The following is a 17,357-nucleotide window of genomic DNA, read 5'->3' as shown; positions in this document are numbered from 1 at the left end:
ACGTTTGAGCGCGGTGGCGGGGGTTCTTTTTCTTTTTACAAGTCTCGCTATGATCGCGCGCCTGCCTTCATGGAGCACATCATGTATCGCGCAGTTCTGGCGCTTTCCGTCCTTGCGGTCTCGGCCCTGCCGGCTGCGGCACAGGTTAAGCTGAATTGGACGACCACCGAGACGGATTCCGGCGCCAACCTCACCTTCGGCACCGAAGACAGCAGCATGCTGCTGTTCGTATGCGAGCGCGGCAAGGCCCTGGCCTTGGTCAGCGTTTCCGGCGCCAAGGGCCTGAAGGCGGATGATCCGGCCAAGATCATCTTCACCGCCGGCAAGCTCAAGAAGGAACTGGCGGGAAGGGCGGTCGCCAACGACGACACGTCTGGCATCGACGTGGAAGCCGGGGCCAAGCTGGACGATGTGAAGGCAGTGCTCGCGGGCGGCAAGACCATGACCGTCGAGGTCAAGGGCGCCAAGCAGCAGGTGGCGCTGACCGGCGCGCCCGAGGCCTATGGCCAGTTCGAGGCCGCCTGCAAGGCCAATTGACGGGCGACGGGTTCTTTCGAGGAAGCGAAGCGGGGCGCGGGCCGCCCCGTTTTTGCATCACGCGCTCAGCGAGCGCATCTTCCGGTCGCCCGTGCGGCCAAGGGCGCCCAACACCTTGGCGCAGATGGCGGTGGCGTCGAGGCCAGCCTCGGCCAGCTGGCGGGCCTGGGTGTCCTGGTCGATATAAGTGTCCGGCAGCACCATGCTGCGCACCTTCAGGCCCCTGTCCAGCGCGCCCTTGTCGGACAGCAGCTGAAGCACCAGCGCTCCGAAGCCGCCCACCGAGCCTTCCTCCACGCTCACCAGCGCTTCGTGGGAGCGGGCGAGGCGCAGCATGAGGTCCTCGTCGATGGGCTTGGCGAAGCGGGCGTCCACCACCGTCGCGGAAATTCCGAGGTCCAGGAGCCGTTCCGCGGCCTCAAGGCAGGCGGCAAGGCGGGTGCCCAGCGAGACGAGGGCCACGTGCGTGCCCTCCTTCACCACCCGGCCGCGCCCGATGGGCAGGATCTCGCCCTTCACCGGCCGTTCGACGCCAACGCCGTCGCCGCGCGGGAAGCGGAAGGCGATGGGCCCCTCGTCAAACGCTGCGGCGGTGGCGACCATGTGGGTGAGTTCTGCCTCGTCGGACGGCGCCATGAGGGTAAAGCCCGGAAGACAGGCGAGGTAGGTAATGTCGAAGGCGCCCGCATGGGTCGCGCCATCGGCGCCCACCAGCCCCGCCCGATCGATGGCAAAGCGCACCGGCAGGCCCTGCAGCGCCACGTCGTGGATCACTTGGTCATAGGCACGTTGGAGGAAGGTGGAATAAAGCGCGCAGAAGGGCTTGTAGCCCTCGGCGGCGAGGCCCGCGGCGAATGTCACCGCGTGCTGCTCCGCGATGCCCACGTCGAACGTGCGCTTGGGATAGGCCTGTCCGAAAAGGTCGATGCCCGTGCCCGACGGCATGGCGGCCGTGATGGCGACGATCTTCTCGTCGCGGCGCGCCTCGGTGATCAGGCTCTCGGCGAACACGCGCGTATAGCTTGGGGCGTTGGACTTGGGCTTGACCTGGGCGCCCGTCACCACGTCGAACTTCACGACGCCATGATACTTGTCGGCGGAAGCCTCGGCGGGGGCGTAGCCCTTGCCCTTCTGCGTGACCACATGGACCAGGATCGGCCCGGTCTTGGCGTCGCGCACATTGCGCAGCACCGGCAGCAGGTGCTCCAAATTGTGCCCGTCGATGGGGCCCACATAATAGAAGCCCATCTCCTCGAACAGCGTGCCGCCTGTCCAGAAGCCGCGGGCGAACTCTTCCGCCCGCGCGGCGCCGCGTTCCACGAACTTGGGCAGGTGCCCGGCCAGCTGCTTGCCGATCTCCCGGAGCGAGAGATAGGTGCGCCCCGAGATGAGGCGGGCCAGATAGGCCGACATGGCCCCGGTGGGCGGGGCGATGGACATGTCGTTGTCGTTGAGCACCACGATCAGCCGGCTGTCCATGGCGCCGGCATTGTTCATGGCCTCATAGGCCATCCCCGCCGACATGGCGCCATCACCGATGACGCAGACGACGTTGCGCTCCTCGCCCGACAGGTCACGCGCCACCGCCATGCCGAGGCCGGCCGAGATGGAGGTCGAAGAATGGGCGGCGCCGAACGGGTCGTACTCGCTCTCCGAGCGTCGCGTGAAGCCGGACAGTCCGCCGCCCTGGCGCAAGGTGCGGATGCGATCCCGCCGGCCCGTGAGGATCTTATGGGGATAGCACTGGTGCCCCACGTCCCAGATCAGCCGATCATGAGGCGTATCAAACACATGGTGCAGGGCGACGGTGAGTTCCACCACGCCGAGGCCCGCTCCCAAATGGCCGCCCGTCACCGATACGGCGTCGATGGTTTCCGCGCGCAGTTCGTTGGCGAGCTGGGCGAGCTTCTCATCGGGAAGCCGGCGCAGGTCGGCCGGCACGTGGACCGTATCAAGAAGCGGGGTCTTGGAAACCGTCACTTATCACTCCGCCGAATAAGGCGCGGCCCGCTGCGGGACCGGCGTCTGGCGCCCGGCCGGACCGTCCGGGGCGCGTCATGGGCCGCGCTGAGCGCGGCATTGTTCCGGCTCCCTAACCGGAGAGCCATACATACACAAATAACAACGCGCAACGCACGCGCAATGGACCATTGGAGGGGGGAGGCATGCCGGGGACGCCGGGGCATTCAGTCCGGGCCCGTGCGCGCGCCCGGCCGGCGCATGTCCAGGAGGCCGGCGAGCTTGCCGGCGCGGATCATGACCCGGTGGGCATTGAGCGTGAGCGCGGCGAGCGCGATCCCCACCGCCAGCCGGGCGAATATGGGCGCAAAGGCTGGCGGGCGATGGTGTTTCCGGCGCAGATAGAGTTCCGAGCGCATCTTCCAGCGGTTGATCCGGAAGGTCTGCGACAGGGCCGGGGTGGAGGATTTGCCACCGGCATGCCGGACCTGCGCGTCGCGCACCACGATGATGGGACGGCGTCTCGCCAGCGCCCGCAGGCCGAGATCGTCGTCCTCATGATAAAGGAAGATGGCCTCGTCAAAGCCACCCAGATCCAGGAACACCTCCTTCTCCACCAGGAAGGCGGCGCCATGGACGAAGCGGGTGCAGTAATCGCCCGCAATCTCCTGCGCCGAGAGACGCCGGGCGCGGGGGACGGGCTCCAGGATGGAACCTTCCTTGCGCATGAGGCGTCCGTCTTCCGCCAGGATGGTCGGCATCAGCAGGGCCGGGCCGTAGAGGGCCGCCGCCGCCAGAAGGTGCTCCAGCGCGCCCTCATCCAAGGCCGCGTCGGGATTGAGGAACAGAAGGAAGCGGCCTCGGGCCTCTTGCGCCCCCAGGTTGCAGGCAGCGCCAAATCCCAGGTTGCGCGGTTGTGGCAGGAGGCGCGCCGGGCGTGTCAGCTCGGCGGCAAATCCGGTGCCGGCGGGGCTCGCATTATCGACGATCACCACCTCGCACGCCTCCGGCACGGACGCGACGGCGCGGCCGATGACGGCGTGGCTGTTATAGGTCACGAACACGACGGAGACCGAGGACAAGTCCGTCGCCGGATGAGCCGTTGCCAGTGCACCCTCCCTGCCGCCAGCGGGAGGCCGGCGTCCCCGGCTTGGTAGACTGGCCGTCATCCGTTGGGAAGGCGGATCACGGCCAGATGTCGCTCATGCCACGACCTCATGCCACGACCTCTTGGCACGGTGCCCTTCCGTCCGGCGCCGTCCTCCATTAGAAGGCGCGGACCATGTCTCAGGACGGCCCGCACACCTTCATCCGCCGCCACTTCTTTTTCGTGGCCGGCTACGACCCCATGGATGTCGTGGGCCATCACCGCATCTTCGCGCGCGAAAGCGCCCGCTTCGCCGGCACTTGGGGCGTGCGGACCTGGGGCGAGGAGGCGCTGCACGAGACGCCCACCGGCGCCTGGTGGGATGCCGGCGCCGCCGGGCCGAACTGGGAGAGCGCCACCCGGTTCGAGCTCCTTACCTGGAATGACATCGTCAAGGCGGACATGTCCCGTTCCCGCTGGTCCCACATGCGCGGCACCGTCCGCGCCCTGTGGGACATGGTGGTAACCGGCACGGTTCTCCGCTACTTCCGGTTCAGCCATCGCTACGGCATTTTCTTCGCCCTGACCTATGTGATGCTGCTCGCCATGGCAGGGCTCGGCATCGCGGCGGGCATCGTCGCTCATGGCCTTGCCCTGCCGCTTGGCCAGGTGGTGGCGGTTCTGGCGGGGGCGGCGGCAGCGCTGGCCGTCTTTTTCGGCCTCATGGCCACGCTTGGCGCTCGGGTGAAGCTGAAGCAATCCCTGGATCTGGCTGAATTTTCCGTCGATTTCGTGCGGGGGCGCCATGGCGCCATCGACGCGCGCCTGGAGGCCTTCGCGGACCGGCTCATCGCCGTGGCCCGGCAAGGTGGCGCGGACGAGATCGTTCTGGCCGGCCACAGTCTGGGCGCCATGCATGCGGTGAGCCTGGTGGCGATCGCGCTGCGCAAGGACCCGGATTTCGCCCGGCATGTGCCGCTGCGCCTGCTCACCGTGGGCTCCACCGCCGCCAAGTTCGCCCTTCATCCGGCCGGCACCCGGCTGCGGGAGGCCGCCTATGCGGTGCATGATGCTGCCAGCCTGGAATGGATCGAGTTCCAGGCCAAGGATGACATCGTCAGCTTCTACAAGGTGGACCCGGTGCACCTGACCCATGCGGGCAATGCGGATGGCAGCCGGCGGCCCTTCATCCGGCAGGTGACCATCCGGGGCATGATGACGCCGGGCACCTTTGCCCGATACCGGCTCGACATCATGCGCCTGCACTGCCAGTTCTTCCTGGCCAATGACACCCGCGCCCCTTACGACTTCTACGCCTTCATCCACGCCCCGGTGCCCTTCTACGATCTGGTGGCGCAGATGGAGGGGCCGATGGCCATCTTCGCCCCCGACGGCAGCCTTATCCCTGGCGCACATCTGAGACGTCTATGACCCTGCTTGCCTTTTCCAAGATCGCCTGGGCCCTTGGCGTCATTGCCTGGTACGTCATCCGCTTGCCCTTCGAGCGCAAGGCCAAGCGCGCGCAGGTGGCGGATGCCCGCCATCGCACGCTCAGGGAGATGGTGCTCCTGTCCATTTCCACGCTGGGCCTGGGCATCGTTCCGGCCATCTATGCCGCCACGGGCTTTCCCAAGGGGCTGACCTATGCCCTCTCGCCGGTTCAGGTGGTGGCTGGCATCTGTGTCTTTGCGGCTTCGCTCTGGCTGTTCTGGCGCACGCACCGGGATCTCGGGCGCAACTGGTCGGTGACGCTGGAGATCAAGGATGCCCATCAATTGGTGACAGGGGGCGTCTATGCCTATGTGCGCCATCCCATGTATTCCGCCTTCTTTCTGTGGGCGGTGGCGCAGGCGCTGCTTCTCCCCAACCTGCTCGCCGGTCCCGCCGGGCTCGTCGGCTTCGGCATCCTGTTCGCCTTCCGCGTCGGGCGGGAGGAGGCCATGATGCGCCAGACCTTCGGGCCGGCTTATGACGCCTATTGCGCGCGCACCCGGCGGATCATTCCCGGCGTTTTCTGAGCCGTCTCACAGCGGCTTGTCGGGCCAGCGGCACAAGTCGTTGATGGGGCAGATCGGGCAATCCGGCCGCAGCGCCTTGCAGATGTATCGTCCGTGCAGGATCAGCCAATGATGGGCGTGCAGCTTGAAGCGGCCGGGAATACGCGCCTCGAGCTTCTCTTCCACCTCCAGGGGGGTGGCGCCAGGGGCGAGGCCCGTGCGGTTGGCGACCCGGAAGAGATGGGTGTCCACGGCGATGGTGGGATGCCCGAAGGCGATGTTCAGCACCACATTGGCGGTCTTGCGCCCCACGCCCGGCAGGGCCTCCAGCGCCGCGCGATCCTGCGGCACCGTCCCGCCATGACGCTCCAGCAGGAGCCGGGACAACTCCACTACATTCTTCGCCTTGCCCCGATAAAGGCCGAGCGTGCGGATATGGCCGGCCACGCCTTCCTCCCCCAGCGACACCATGGCGGCGGGCGTGGAGGCGGCGGCGAACAGGCCGCGCGTCGCCTTGTTGACGCCCGCATCTGTCGCCTGGGCGGACAGCACCACCGCCACCAGGAGGGTGAAGGGGTCGGAATGCTCCAATTCGCCCTGCGGCTCGGGGTTTAGCTGCTCGAAGCGAGTGAAGGCCTCGGTGATCTCGCGCTTGCTCCAGGGCCGAACCGTCTTGCCATGCGCTGCCGCGGCGGCATTGGCGACCGCGCGTCGGCGCGGGGCCGGGGCGGGATCGGGGAGCAGGAGCGCGGCTAGGTCTGCCTTGCCCTTCGGGCGCCCGGCGGGCCCTGCCAGGGGGCCTTTCCCCGGCGGCGGCTCCACCGCCCTCGCGACAGGGGGCTTTCTCGGCCGGGCGGCGGCGCCGGGCGCGCCCTTGTCTTCGATGGGCCCGACCGAGGCGTCTGGTGCGTTGGCTATGGTTTTCCGGGCCATTTTCTCCTTATAATGGCGCGCATGACCCACGCCAATGAGATGCCCTTTCCGGAGGATGGAGAGCCCACCGTTTTTGCGGCGGTCATGGCGCCCCATCGCTCTTTGTCACGCAAGGGCTTCCTCATTGTCATGCTGGCCATTGGCGGCATCAGCTTTGTCAGCGGGCTGTTCTTCCTGGCGCTGGGCGCCTGGCCCATCTTCGGCTTCTTCGGCCTCGACGTGGCGCTGATCTATTGGGCCTTCCGCGCCAACTTCAAGGCGGCAGCGGCGCGCGAATATATCCGCATCACCCCGAGCCTAATCCAGGTGCGCCATGTGCCGGCGCGGGGCGCGGCGCGGGATGTGGAGATGAACCCTTTCTTCACCCGGCTCTGGCGGCGGGATGTGGAGGAGTTCGGCACCCTCGACATGGCCCTGGAATCGCGCGGCCGGCGCACGCCCGTGGGCATCCATCTCGGCCCGCACCAGAAGGCCGCCCTGGCGGCCGACCTGACCTCGGCGCTGAGCGAGGTGAAGCGGGGCGTGACGCGCTCGGTCTTCTGAGACGCCTCTTCTGCGCCGCCGTGAAATCGGGTGGGCAGCCCCTTGGGCCCGTGGTCTGATGCCGGCTCGTCAGTCGCGAGGAGATGAGCCGGTGCTTGCGCAGGAGAGCTTTACCCTGGACCTTCCCCAACCCGGCGCCCTCGCCATCCCCACGCCGGCCACCGAGCTGGAGATTGCCGCCGCCGACTACGACGTGGTGCGGCGGGCGGTGTCCTATATCTCCAACCATGTGCGGGACCAGCCTGAGGTGGAGGAGATCGCCCGCGCCACAGGCGTCAGCGCCCGCGCGCTGACGGATCTGTTCCGCCGCTGGTGCGGCCTCACCCCCAAGGCGTTCCTTCAGGCGGTGACCCTCGACAAGGCGCGCCGGGTACTGGCGGAATCCTCCAATGTGCTGGACGCGGCGCTGGAACTGGGGCTGTCTGGCCCCGGTCGCTTGCATGACCTCTTCGTGGTCCACGAGGCCATGTCGCCGGGCGAATGGAAGACGGGCGGCCAAGGGCTCGTCATTCGCTACGGCTTCCATCCCTCGCCCTTCGGCCGGGCGCTGGCCATGTCCACCGCGCGGGGCCTGTGCGGCCTCGCCTTCGCGGATCTGGGCGAGGAGGTGGAGGCGCTCGCCGACATGCGCCGCCGCTGGCCCAATGCGGATTATGTCGAGGACCCCGCCGCCACCGCGCCCCTGGTCCGACGCATATTCGATCCGGCCACCTGGAGGGAGGACCAGCCGCTGCGCATCGTCTTCATCGGCACCGATTTCGAGGTGCGGGTATGGGAGACGCTGCTGCGCATTCCCATGGGCCGGGCCACCACCTATTCCACCATAGCCGGCCATGTGGGCCGCCCCGCTGCCGCGCGGGCGGTGGGCGCTGCGGTGGGCAAGAATCCCATCTCGTTCGTGGTGCCCTGCCATCGCGTCTTGGGCAAGAGCGGGGACCTGACCGGCTATCATTGGGGCCTCACCCGCAAGCGCGCCATATTGGGCTGGGAGGCGGGGCAGGTGCAGGATCCGCGCTGCGGCCTCCTGACGCCCGAGAGCCCTCAGGCCCGCCTTCCCCTCTTCGGCAAGTAAGAGGCGACGCTCACGCCAGGGCGAAGCGCAGGAGCACGGTGCGCTGGAGCGGGCTGAAATTGTCGTCGGAGATCAGGGTCAGGAGCGTCTCCCCCGACGGCCCGGTGGTCACCGACAGGCATTCCATATTGTCGATCTCGAACCCCATGTCGGCGCGGATCAGCACCTCGCCGTCAATGGTGGCGCCAGGGCGCACCGCCTCCATGTCGAAGCGGCGGATCTGCATGGACACCCCGTCGGCGGGCGAATAGTGGCGCTCCAGCAGATAGAGCCGGCCGTCAGGGCCGACGTCCGCATCGGTGGCGTTGAATTTCCAGCTCTTCTTGATGAGGAAGCGGCCCGGCCGCGGCCCGCCGATGAGGAAGCCCGGCAAGTCGGGATTGGACGTGGTCCCGGCCTCGCCAATGGCGATGAGGGTGCCCGCGCGGGGACCTGATGGGATTACGGCAAGGCTCTCCACGCCGCGGTTGTTGGCAAGCGCTTTCACGCCCTCCGGCACATGAACGCTGACGCCGCGCTGGCCGAGCGGATCGGGGCCGGGAAAGCGCCAGACCTCGTTGACGCCCTCGATGCCCACATAGATGCCGTCCGGCCCGATGGCGAGGGATTCAGTGTCGCCCCGTCCGCTCTCGGCGAGCGGTTTTCCGGTCTCGTCCAGCATGGCGGCGGCACGGACATGCGAGAGGCCAACGGGACGCACGCCGTCGGTGTCCAGGCGCCCGGACACGAAAAGGCCGGCATCGGTAAGGGACAGGAACCGCTCCGGCCGCCCCTCGATCCGCAAGCCCGAGAGGCCGCCGAAGCCGGGAAAGCCAGAGGTCAGACGCAGGCCTCCCACAAAGGCGAGGGCGCCAAAGCGCCTCTCATCTCCGCCCGGCCGGAAACGGTCGATGGGGATGCAGGACACGTCGATGGAAACGGGCGTCGTCGGGAGGACGGTGGGCTTGGCGAAGGCCCGGGCCAAGGTGAGGGCCAGGGGCGGGGCCACCAGCCCGGCCGCAGCAAGGCCCAGGAGAAAACGCCGCCGCCCCGGCGCGGGCGCACCGGGGCGGGGCAGGTTGGGGAAAAGACGCGCCATGCGCGTCAGTGCAGCTTCCGCCGGGCGCCGCCGGTGGCGCGCGCCGGAGCGGGGCCATTCTCGGAGAACAGCTCCGCCAGCTTCTCGGTCATGACGCCGCCCAGCTCCTCGGCATCCACGATGGTTACGGCGCGCCGGTAATAGCGCGTCACATCATGGCCGATGCCGATGGCGATCAGTTCCACCGGCGAGCGGTTCTCAATCTCGGCGATGACATGGCGCAGGTGCCGCTCCAGGTAATTGCCGGGGTTTACGGAGAGGGTGGAATCATCCACCGGCGCGCCGTCGGAGATCATCATCAGGATCTTGCGGGCCTCGGGCCGGCCGAGCAGGCGCTCATGGGCCCAGGCGAGCGCCTCGCCGTCGATATTCTCCTTCAGGAGACCCTCACGCATCATCAGGCCCAGATTGCGCCGGGCCCGGCGCCAAGGCGCGTCCGCCGCCTTGTAGATGATGTGCCTGAGGTCATTCAGCCGCCCCGGATTGGCCGGCTTGCCGGCGGCAAGCCAAGCCTCGCGGGACTGGCCGCCCTTCCAGGCGCGCGTCGTGAAGCCCAGCACCTCAACCTTCACGCCGCAGCGCTCAAGCGTGCGGGCGAGAATGTCGGCACAGGTGGCGGCCACCGTGATGGGGCGACCGCGCATGGAGCCGGAATTGTCGATCACCAGGGTGACGACGGTGTCGCGGAACTGGGTGTCTTTCTCTCGCTTGAAGGAGAGGGCGGCGGTGGGGTCGGTCACGACGCGGGACAGGCGGGCGGGATCGAGGACGCCCTCCTCCAGGTCGAACTCCCAGGCGCGGTTCTGCTGCGCCAGGAGGCGCCTCTGAAGGCGGTTCGCAAGCCGCGAGACCACGCCCTGGAGATTTGACAATTGCTTGTCCAGGTAGGAGCGCAGGCGCGTCAGCTCCTCGGCGTCGCAGAGGTCTTCCGCATGGACCTCCTCGTCGAACTTCACCGTGAAGGCGCGATAGTCAGGCCCCTTTGAATCCGCGTTCTGGGGCTGGCGGGGCTGCCACGGCTCGGCCGCCTCGTCCGCATCGCCCATGTCGCTTTCGTCGGGCATCTCGGCGGGCGGGCCGGCCTCGCTCTCCATGGCGCTTTCGGGCAGTTCGTCCTCGGAGAGCTCGGCTTCCACCTCGGTGGCGCCCTCCTGGCTCTCATCCTCGGACTGCTCGCCCTCCTCGCCCGCCTTGTCGTCGCGGCCGCTGGATTCGTCCTCGCTTTCCTGGTCCTCGTCGCTTTCCAGGTTGCTTTCCTCGCCCATCTCAAGGGAGGAGAGCAGGTCGCGGGTGATGCGGCCGAAGGCTTTCTGGTCTTCCAGGCTGCCCGCGAGGCGGGAGAGGTCGCCCTCGGCGCGGCTCTCGATATAGTCGCGCCACAGCTCGACGATCTTGCGCGCGGCGGGGGGCGGGGCCTGCCCGGTCAGGCGCTCGCGCACGAGGAGCGCGACAGCATCCTCGATGGGCGCGTCGGCGCGGTCGGTGATGTCGGCGAAGGGACCGCGGTGATAGCGGTCGGAGAGCATGGCAGTCAGGTTGCGCTGAACGCCCAACATGCGGTTGGAGCCAACCGCCTCCACCCGCGCCTGCTCCACGGCGTCGAACACGGCGCGGGCGACATCGCCGGTGGGCACCATGCGGCGGTGGACCCCGGGATCATGGCAGGCGAGACGCAAGGCGAGCGAATCCGCGTGCCCTCGCAGGATGGCCGCATCCTGCTGGCTGAGGCGGCGCGGCGGCTCGGGCAGGCGTACCTTGTCGGGGCCGAGGGAGGGACGCTCGGAGGCGAAGGTGACATCGAACTCGGAGACGCCGGCAATGGCCTTGAAGCACCCCGCCACCGCCCGCTTGAAGGGCTCGACGGGCGCCTCCTTGGGCGCGGACTTGGCGGTCTTGTTGGACGGGGCCATCGCGAACAACCTTTGAACGGAGTGGGCCGCGCCTGCTTTCTGCGGGCGCGGCCGGTCCGGCGGACGGATCAGGAGAGGGCGACGTTCACCGCGCTCTCGGGCAGTTCCTGGCCGAAGCAGCGCTGGTAGAATTCCGCCACGATGGACCGCTCCAGCTCGTCGCACTTGTTGAGGAAGGTGACCCGGAGCGCGAAGCCGATATCCTTGAAGATATTGGCATTCTCGGACCAGGTGATAACGGTGCGCGGGCTCATCACAGTGGACAGGTCGCCATTGATGAAGGCCTGCCGGGTGAGGTCGGCGAGGCGCACCATGCGGTTGACGATGTCGCGGCCCTCGGGGTTGCGATAGTGCTTGGCCTTGGCCAACACGATCTCAACCTCCTTGTCATGGGGCAGGTAATTCAGGGTGGTGACGATGGACCAGCGGTCCATCTGGCCCTGATTGATCTGCTGGGTGCCGTGGTAGAGGCCCGACGTATCGCCGAGGCCCACCGTGTTGGCGGTGGCGAACAGGCGGAAAGACGGGTGGGGGCGGATGACCCGGTTCTGGTCGAGCAGGGTCAGGCGGCCGGAGACTTCGAGGACGCGCTGAATCACGAACATCACGTCCGGGCGACCGGCGTCATATTCGTCGAACACCAGCGCGATGTTGTTCTGCAACGCCCAGGGCAGGATGCCGTCGCGGAATTCCGTGACCTGCATGCCGTCCTTCACCACGATGGCGTCCTTGCCGATCAGGTCGATGCGGCTGATGTGGCTGTCGAGGTTGATGCGGACGCAGGGCCAGTTCAGGCGGGCGGCGATCTGCTCCACATGGGTGGACTTGCCGGTGCCGTGATAGCCGGTGACCATGACGCGGCGGTTGTAGGCAAAGCCCGCGAGGACCGCCAAGGTGGTCTGCCGGTCGAACAGATAATCGGGGTCGAGATCAGGCACGTGGGGGTCGGCCTCGGAAAAGGCCGGGACTTCCATGTCGATGTCGATGCCGAACACCTGGCGCACCGACACCTTCATGTCAGGGGTCGGGGCAATGGTCTCGGTGCCGCTCATAACGCCTCCGTCTGCGCAACGCTCCTGCGTGCGTTCCTTGTTGTCGGTCGGTGCGGAACCTTAAAGGTTTTCCGCTGGTGCAAAAACCGTTCGCATCGCACCCAATGTCGCGGGTGCGGTGTTCGTCAGCAGAAACCCGCCTGACGCAAGGTGTTGTAGGCCTGGATGACGTTGCGCAGCCGGTCCTCGGTGGACCGGTCGCCGCCATTGGCGTCGGGGTGGTGCTTCTTTACCAGTTCCTTGAAGCGCGTCTTGATCTCTTCCGCGCTGGCGGAAAGCTCAAGTCCCAGCTGCTCAAGCGCGCGGCGTTCCGCGGTGCGAATGGCCCGGCTCTCGGTGACCGGCTGCTCGAATCGCTCGAACCCGCCCATCTCGCCGCCAAAGCCGAAGGGGTCGCGATAGCTCTCGGTCTTCTCCTCGGGCCCGCGCGTGCCCATCTTCCAGGTGGGGCGATGGCCGGTCAGCGCGTCCTTCTGGTAGGCGTAGACGGCCGCGTCGCTCATGCCCGCGAAATAGTTGTAGGACTGGTTGTATTCCTTCACGTGGTCGAGGCAGTAGTGAAAATACTCCCCCTCCGCCTGGCGGCCCTTGGGCGCCCGGTGCGTGCCTTCGCGGTCGCACCCCGGCCATTGGCACGTGGGCAGGAGCCGGCGGCGCTGCCGGTCCACTTCGGGCTTGACCCGAATGCGATCAAAGAGAGGCGAGTGAATTTTCATGGCGAAGAGTATGGCCGCCGCACTGCGCTGCGGCAAGAAATCGCGAGTGAATTTGAAGCTTGGCTGACACCCGGTCCGACGCCTGAGGCGCCGCTGTCCGGGGCTGCCGCAGCGGGACACGGCTCGGAGGATGCCGCCGCTCCCATATAAGGTCACTCGCGCCTTTGCGCCATGGCCTGTGTGCAGGTCCGTGCATGCAGGTCCGTGCGTGCAGGACTGTGCGCGCGGTTCGATGCGCGCGAGTGCGCGTGGCATTGACGCTCGCGGTCGCCGGGCGCTACCCATAGGCCATGTCCAATTCCAATCTCGACGACATCCGCCGCGCCCTCACCGAGGGCCTGTCGCCTCTCGACCTCCACATTGAGGACGAGAGTGCCCTCCATGCCGGGCATGCGGGCGCAGCGGCGCGCTGGGATGGCGGCGTCACCCATCTGAAGGTGCGCGTGGTATCGGAGGCCTTCGCGGGCAAGAGCCGGGTGGATCGTCATCGCCTCGTGAACGCGCTCTTGTCGTCCGAGATGGCCAAGGGCCTCCACGCTCTCGCCATCGAAGCGAAGGCGCCGGGCGAGTGATGGCGGACGGCGTGCCTCATCCGTCGGGGGAGGGCGCGCTCGTCCTCTTCTCCGGCGGGCAGGATTCCACCACCACCTTGGCCTGGGCACTGGAGCGCTTCGGGCGGGTGGAAACGGTGGGCTTCGATTATGGCCAGCGCCACCGCATCGAGCTGGACTGCCGATCCTCCATCCGCACAGCCCTTACCGATCTGAATCCCGACTGGGCGGCGCGGCTCGGCGAGGACCACGTCCTTGGCCTGGACGCGCTCGGCCTCGTCTCCGAGACGGCCCTGACGCGGGCCACCGCCATCGAGATGGAGGCGAGCGGCCTGCCCAACACCTTCGTGCCGGGCCGCAACATCATTTTCCTGACCTTCGCTGCCGCACTCGCCTATCGGCGGGGCCTGCGCCACATCATAGGCGGCATGTGCGAGACCGATTTCTCCGGCTATCCGGATTGTCGGGACGACACCATCAAGGCACTGCAGGTGGCGCTGAACCTTGGCATGGACAAGCGGTTCGTGCTCCACACGCCGCTCATGTGGATCGACAAGGCGGAGACCTGGCGCCTCGCTGAAAGGCTGGGCGGGCCGGCCCTGGTGGAGGCCATCGTCGAGAAGACGCACACCTGTTATCTGGGCGAGCGTGGCGCGCGGCACGACTGGGGCTTTGGATGCGGCACCTGCCCCGCCTGCAGCCTGCGCGCCCAGGGTTATGCCCGTTACCGGGCCGAGGAGGTGGTGTGATGCGCCGCCTGCTTCCTGTCGTGCTCCTTTCGCTCGCCGGGCTTCCCGCCGCGCAGGCCGCGAGCTTCGACTGCACCCGCGCGCAGGCGGCGGACGAAAAGGCCGTGTGCGCGACCATGGCACTGTCCGACCTTGACGTGAGGATGGCCACGCTGTTCGAGGTGGCCGGGCATCTGGTGGGCATGGGCCAGCGTGGCCAACTCCAGGATGATCAGCGCCAGTTTCTGAAGGACCGTGCGTCCTGCGGCAGCGACACCGCCTGTCTCACACGGGCCTATGACGCCCGCATCAAGGCCATCAACCAGGTCCTCCAGTCCATCTATTCCCGCGGCCCGTTCTGAACCTCATCCGGGTGTGGCGGGCATTCCGCGTCGATGGAGACCACTTGGTTTCGTCCGTTCGCCTTTGCCGCATAGACGGCCTGGTCGGCCCTTGCGATGGCCAGCGTCACGTCCGCGTCAGTGTCCCGCAGCCGCGCGAGGCCGATGGAGACGGTCACTTCCGTCGGCTCGCCGCCCAGCGCCACCCGGTTGTCCGCAACGGCCCGCCGCATGGCCTCGGCCCGGGACATGGCGTCCGCGGCGTCGGTGCGAGGCAGCAGCGCCACGAATTCCTCGCCCCCATAGCGCGAGAGCAGTTCACCGGGTCTCAAGACAGATTGCATGGCCGCGCTTGCTGCCGCCAGGACGATGTCGCCCTGGGAGTGGCCGAAGCGATCATTGATCGTCTTGAAGTGGTCAAGGTCGATCATCAGGACGTGCAGCGGCGAACGCAGCGCCACAGCCTGTCGCCGCGCCTCCTCCGCCACCTGGAGGAAACTGCGGCGGTTGACGATGCCCAGCAGCGGGTCGAGGCTGGCGAGGCGCATGAGCTCTTCGTTCGCCGCTCGCAATTCCTGGGTCCGCTCCTCCACCCGGCTTTCCATCTCCAGCAGCAGGCGCTTCTGCTCGGTGACGTCGGTGAAGGTGAAGACATAGCCGCCTTCGCCCACGGGATTCCCGCTCACCGAAATGTACATGCCGTTGGGCCGCCGCCGGTCCAGCCGATAACGCTGGCGCTGGCGGATGGCCCGCTCGCGCAGGGCGATCAATTCTTCCGGGTCGCCTCCCCCATACTCGCCCCGATAGGCCAGATGGTGGTGGAAGTGGAGCGTATGGCAGCCGGGTCGCACCAGGTCGTCCGGCAGGCTGAACATGCGGGCAAACTGCGGATTGGCAAAAGCGATGCGCCCGTCATCTCCCAAAATAAGCACGCCCTGGTCGATCTGGCTCAAGGCGCCCAGAACGAGGTCAACGGTGAGCGTGCGGGCTTGAAGGGCGATGTCGGGCAATGGCGCCGCCGGGGTGAACAGACCAGTCCTGCGCACCGGAAGATGCGCTCAGACCATCGCACGTTTTCAGCGCCTGTCCAGTGGAGGGGAGGTCATCCACCCGGCAAGGTGGCGTCTCCGGCACCCAGTTCGCGCTGCATCAGCACGGTGTCGATCCAGCGTCCGAACTTGAATCCGGTGGCCGGCAGCACGCCGATGTGGCGGAAGCCGCATGCGCGATGGAGGGCGATGGAGCCGGCATTGGCGCTGTCGCCGATCACAGCCACCATCTGGCGGAAGCCCAGGGCTTCGCATTCGGCCAAAAGAGCCTCCATCAGGGCGCGCCCGACGCCGCGCTTATGGGCGGCGGGGGCCACATAGACCGAATTCTCCAATGTCCAGCGATAGGCGATCCGCGGCCGGAAAGCGCCCGCATAGGCATAGCCCAGCACCTCTTCGCCATCCTCGGCGACGAAATAGGGGAAGCCCCCGTCCTTCAGCGCCTGGTAGCGGCGCATCATTTCGGCAAGGTCGGGAGGCTCCAGCTCAAAGGAAGCGGTGCCGTGGCGCACGGCATCGTCATAGATGGCGGCGATGCCGGCGACATGGTCGGGAAGGGCGGGACGGATCTTCATGGGGCGGTCTTTGCGGGGACGAAACGCCCCCTTTTAGACCGATGGCCGCGCGGTGCGGAAGCGCGCGGCTACCATTGCCCTCATCAGAGAGCCCAAACGAAAAGGGCCCCGGCAGTCGCCGGGGCCCGATGGTGCGCAGAGCGGAAACCGGTCAGTTGCTGTTCCGGTTGCCGAAGAGCTGGAGCAGCATCATGAACAGGTTGATGAAGTCCAGGTAGAGGGTCAGGGCGCCCATGATGGCCTTCTTGCCGGACACCACGCTGTCGTCGCCCTCGAAATACATCTCCTTGATGCGCTGGGTGTCGTAGGCGGTGAGGCCAGCGAACACCAGCACGCCCACCACGGACACGATGAACTGAAGCATCGTGGAGCCGAGGAAGATGTTCACCAGCGAGGCGATGATGATGCCGAACAGGCCCATCATCAGGAACGAGCCCATGCCGGACAGGTCCCGCTGCGTGGTGTAACCCCACAGGCTCAGCGCGCCGAACGAGGCGGCCGTGATGAAGAACACCCGGACGATGCTCTCATGGGTGTAGACCAGGAAGATGGTGGCCAGCGACACGCCCACCAGACCCGCATAGATCCAAAAGGTCGCCTGCGCCGCGCCCACGCTCATGTTCTGGATGCGGAAGCTCAGGAAGAACACCGCGGCCAGGGGCGCGAGCATCACCACCCACTTGAGGGGGCTCACAAACAGGGCATAGCCGAACTGGGTCAGCATGATGCCACCGGCCACGCGGCCGACCGCCAGGCTGGGGTCGGACGTGACCGAGAGCATGAAGACGCCCAAAGCAGCAAGGCCCGTGATGGCAAGGCCCAGCGTCATGTAGTTGTAGACACTGAGCATATAAGACCGCAGGCCCTGGTCGATCGCGGCCTGCGAGCGTGTCGCCGTCGCGCCGAACCGCCCGGCGACGTTGCGATCATAATCGGACATCGTCTCTCTCCATTGGACCGAGGGGACGCAGCGATACCGCGCCCAGCCTCGGCTCGTGCCAAATATGGTGAGTTCCGAAATGCGGGGCAAGTGCACACGTGATGAAATTTCCGCAACGTAACGTAGGGACAGCCTCGCTTCCGTTGTGTCATGCTGTGCCCGTGGGGATTTCCTCCGCTGGTGGAAGGACATGCGGCGCAGTCAGGGGCGTCGTCGTCTGGCATCGGCCTGCGTCGTGCTGTGTGGCGTCGCGGGATGCCTTTTTGCGTCCGCGCAACCGGCCCGCGCA

Annotated in this window: 18 protein-coding genes; 8 read left to right on the top strand and 10 right to left on the bottom strand. The window is 67.1% G+C overall.

The genetic code is table 11. From position 1 onward, the window contains the following. The first annotated feature begins 81 nt into the window (after positions 1–81). A complete protein-coding gene (locus PV781_RS08060) occupies positions 82–537 on the top strand; it encodes a hypothetical protein (protein WP_274775112.1) in 456 nt (151 codons plus the stop codon). A gap of 57 nt (positions 538–594) precedes the next feature. Here the strand turns inward: PV781_RS08060 and dxs are convergent, their stop codons facing one another. Then, positions 595–2,517 carry a 1-deoxy-D-xylulose-5-phosphate synthase gene (gene dxs / locus PV781_RS08055; protein ID WP_274775111.1) on the bottom strand — a complete coding sequence of 641 codons (1,923 nt, stop codon included), beginning with the start codon at positions 2,515–2,517 and terminating at the stop codon, positions 595–597. Between the two features lie 206 nt (positions 2,518–2,723). Further along, a complete protein-coding gene (locus PV781_RS08050; protein ID WP_274775110.1) occupies positions 2,724–3,578 on the bottom strand; it encodes a glycosyltransferase family 2 protein in 855 nt (284 codons plus the stop codon). A 200-nt stretch (positions 3,579–3,778) separates the two neighbouring features. Between PV781_RS08050 and PV781_RS08045 the strand changes: the two genes are divergently transcribed. Both PV781_RS08045 and PV781_RS08040 read left to right on the top strand, forming a co-directional pair. Continuing rightward, the gene (locus tag PV781_RS08045) at positions 3,779–5,014 is read left to right on the top strand and encodes a hypothetical protein (protein WP_274775109.1); all 1,236 of its coding nucleotides are present in this window, start codon (positions 3,779–3,781) and stop codon (positions 5,012–5,014) included. Beyond that, positions 5,011–5,601, top strand: a complete 591-nt coding sequence (locus PV781_RS08040; RefSeq protein ID WP_274775108.1) for a protein-S-isoprenylcysteine O-methyltransferase — start codon at positions 5,011–5,013, stop codon at positions 5,599–5,601. Before PV781_RS08045 ends, PV781_RS08040 begins: the two co-directional genes overlap by 4 nt. A gap of 6 nt (positions 5,602–5,607) precedes the next feature. Here the strand turns inward: PV781_RS08040 and nth are convergent, their stop codons facing one another. After that, complete coding sequence (gene nth, locus PV781_RS08035) at positions 5,608–6,513, bottom strand: endonuclease III (protein WP_274775107.1); 906 nt, start codon at positions 6,511–6,513, stop codon at positions 5,608–5,610. Between the two features lie 21 nt (positions 6,514–6,534). On the opposite strand from nth, the gene PV781_RS08030 reads away from it, so the two are divergent. Continuing rightward, a complete protein-coding gene (locus tag PV781_RS08030) occupies positions 6,535–7,056 on the top strand; it encodes a DUF2244 domain-containing protein (protein WP_274775106.1) in 522 nt (173 codons plus the stop codon). Between the two features lie 91 nt (positions 7,057–7,147). Beyond that, positions 7,148–8,128, top strand: a complete 981-nt coding sequence (locus PV781_RS08025) for a methylated-DNA--[protein]-cysteine S-methyltransferase (RefSeq protein WP_425532370.1) — start codon at positions 7,148–7,150, stop codon at positions 8,126–8,128. A gap of 10 nt (positions 8,129–8,138) precedes the next feature. Here the strand turns inward: PV781_RS08025 and PV781_RS08020 are convergent, their stop codons facing one another. From PV781_RS08020 to PV781_RS08005, 4 genes are all read right to left on the bottom strand, one after another. Beyond that, positions 8,139–9,206, bottom strand: coding sequence for an esterase-like activity of phytase family protein (locus PV781_RS08020; protein ID WP_274775105.1), 1,068 nt, complete (start codon positions 9,204–9,206; stop codon positions 8,139–8,141). 5 nt (positions 9,207–9,211) lie between these two features. Further along, positions 9,212–11,116 carry a cobaltochelatase subunit CobT gene (cobT, locus tag PV781_RS08015; protein WP_274775104.1) on the bottom strand — a complete coding sequence of 635 codons (1,905 nt, stop codon included), beginning with the start codon at positions 11,114–11,116 and terminating at the stop codon, positions 9,212–9,214. Positions 11,117–11,184: 68 nt separating this feature from the next. Next, positions 11,185–12,168 (bottom strand): cobaltochelatase subunit CobS, encoded by a 984-nt coding sequence (gene cobS, locus PV781_RS08010; RefSeq protein WP_209103279.1) that lies wholly within the window; start codon positions 12,166–12,168, stop codon positions 11,185–11,187. A gap of 125 nt (positions 12,169–12,293) precedes the next feature. Further along, on the bottom strand, positions 12,294–12,884 hold the full coding sequence (locus PV781_RS08005; protein ID WP_274775103.1) for a J domain-containing protein: 591 nt from the start codon (positions 12,882–12,884) through the stop codon (positions 12,294–12,296). Between the two features lie 290 nt (positions 12,885–13,174). Here PV781_RS08005 and PV781_RS08000 point away from each other — a divergent pair, with 290 nt between their 5' ends. Genes PV781_RS08000 through PV781_RS07990 form a run of 3 tightly spaced genes read left to right on the top strand, consistent with a single transcriptional unit; the run spans position 13,175 to position 14,525 of the window. Continuing rightward, positions 13,175–13,456 (top strand): BolA family protein, encoded by a 282-nt coding sequence (locus PV781_RS08000; RefSeq protein WP_274775102.1) that lies wholly within the window; start codon positions 13,175–13,177, stop codon positions 13,454–13,456. A gap of 11 nt (positions 13,457–13,467) precedes the next feature. After that, positions 13,468–14,184, top strand: coding sequence for a 7-cyano-7-deazaguanine synthase QueC (gene queC / locus PV781_RS07995; RefSeq protein ID WP_274775101.1), 717 nt, complete (start codon positions 13,468–13,470; stop codon positions 14,182–14,184). Continuing rightward, entirely contained in the window at positions 14,184–14,525 is a 342-nt protein-coding gene (locus tag PV781_RS07990) for a lysozyme inhibitor LprI family protein (protein WP_274775100.1), read from the top strand. Before queC ends, PV781_RS07990 begins: the two co-directional genes overlap by 1 nt. Here the strand turns inward: PV781_RS07990 and PV781_RS07985 are convergent. From PV781_RS07985 to PV781_RS07975, 3 genes are all read right to left on the bottom strand, one after another. Next, a complete protein-coding gene (locus PV781_RS07985) occupies positions 14,504–15,514 on the bottom strand; it encodes a sensor domain-containing diguanylate cyclase (RefSeq protein WP_274775099.1) in 1,011 nt (336 codons plus the stop codon). The two genes, PV781_RS07990 and PV781_RS07985, sit on opposite strands and share 22 nt — an antisense overlap. 92 nt (positions 15,515–15,606) lie before the next feature. Further along, on the bottom strand, positions 15,607–16,128 hold the full coding sequence (locus PV781_RS07980) for a GNAT family N-acetyltransferase (RefSeq protein WP_274775098.1): 522 nt from the start codon (positions 16,126–16,128) through the stop codon (positions 15,607–15,609). Positions 16,129–16,279: 151 nt separating this feature from the next. Beyond that, on the bottom strand, positions 16,280–17,068 hold the full coding sequence (locus tag PV781_RS07975) for a Bax inhibitor-1/YccA family protein (protein WP_274775097.1): 789 nt from the start codon (positions 17,066–17,068) through the stop codon (positions 16,280–16,282). Positions 17,069–17,357 lie beyond the last annotated feature (289 nt).

The sequence above is a fragment of the Aquabacter sediminis genome, assembly GCF_028863665.1.
In the GTDB taxonomy this organism is placed as follows: Bacteria; Pseudomonadota; Alphaproteobacteria; order Rhizobiales; family Xanthobacteraceae; genus L1I39.
Note: the sequence above shows the minus strand (reverse complement) of the source record. Positions and strands in the feature narration are given on the sequence as shown.

Coding starts and splice junctions, on each gene's coding strand:
- PV781_RS08060 (WP_274775112.1), top strand. CDS start 82: ATGTATCGCGCAGTTCTGGCGCTTTCCGTCCTTGCGGTCTCGGCCCTG.
- PV781_RS08045 (WP_274775109.1), top strand. CDS start 3,779: ATGTCTCAGGACGGCCCGCACACCTTCATCCGCCGCCACTTCTTTTTC.
- PV781_RS08040 (WP_274775108.1), top strand. CDS start 5,011: ATGACCCTGCTTGCCTTTTCCAAGATCGCCTGGGCCCTTGGCGTCATT.
- nth (WP_274775107.1), bottom strand. CDS start 6,513: ATGGCCCGGAAAACCATAGCCAACGCACCAGACGCCTCGGTCGGGCCC.
- PV781_RS08030 (WP_274775106.1), top strand. CDS start 6,535: ATGACCCACGCCAATGAGATGCCCTTTCCGGAGGATGGAGAGCCCACC.
- PV781_RS08020 (WP_274775105.1), bottom strand. CDS start 9,206: ATGGCGCGTCTTTTCCCCAACCTGCCCCGCCCCGGTGCGCCCGCGCCG.
- cobT (WP_274775104.1), bottom strand. CDS start 11,116: ATGGCCCCGTCCAACAAGACCGCCAAGTCCGCGCCCAAGGAGGCGCCC.
- cobS (WP_209103279.1), bottom strand. CDS start 12,168: ATGAGCGGCACCGAGACCATTGCCCCGACCCCTGACATGAAGGTGTCG.
- PV781_RS08005 (WP_274775103.1), bottom strand. CDS start 12,884: ATGAAAATTCACTCGCCTCTCTTTGATCGCATTCGGGTCAAGCCCGAA.
- PV781_RS08000 (WP_274775102.1), top strand. CDS start 13,175: ATGTCCAATTCCAATCTCGACGACATCCGCCGCGCCCTCACCGAGGGC.
- PV781_RS07990 (WP_274775100.1), top strand. CDS start 14,184: ATGCGCCGCCTGCTTCCTGTCGTGCTCCTTTCGCTCGCCGGGCTTCCC.
- PV781_RS07980 (WP_274775098.1), bottom strand. CDS start 16,128: ATGAAGATCCGTCCCGCCCTTCCCGACCATGTCGCCGGCATCGCCGCC.
- PV781_RS07975 (WP_274775097.1), bottom strand. CDS start 17,068: ATGTCCGATTATGATCGCAACGTCGCCGGGCGGTTCGGCGCGACGGCG.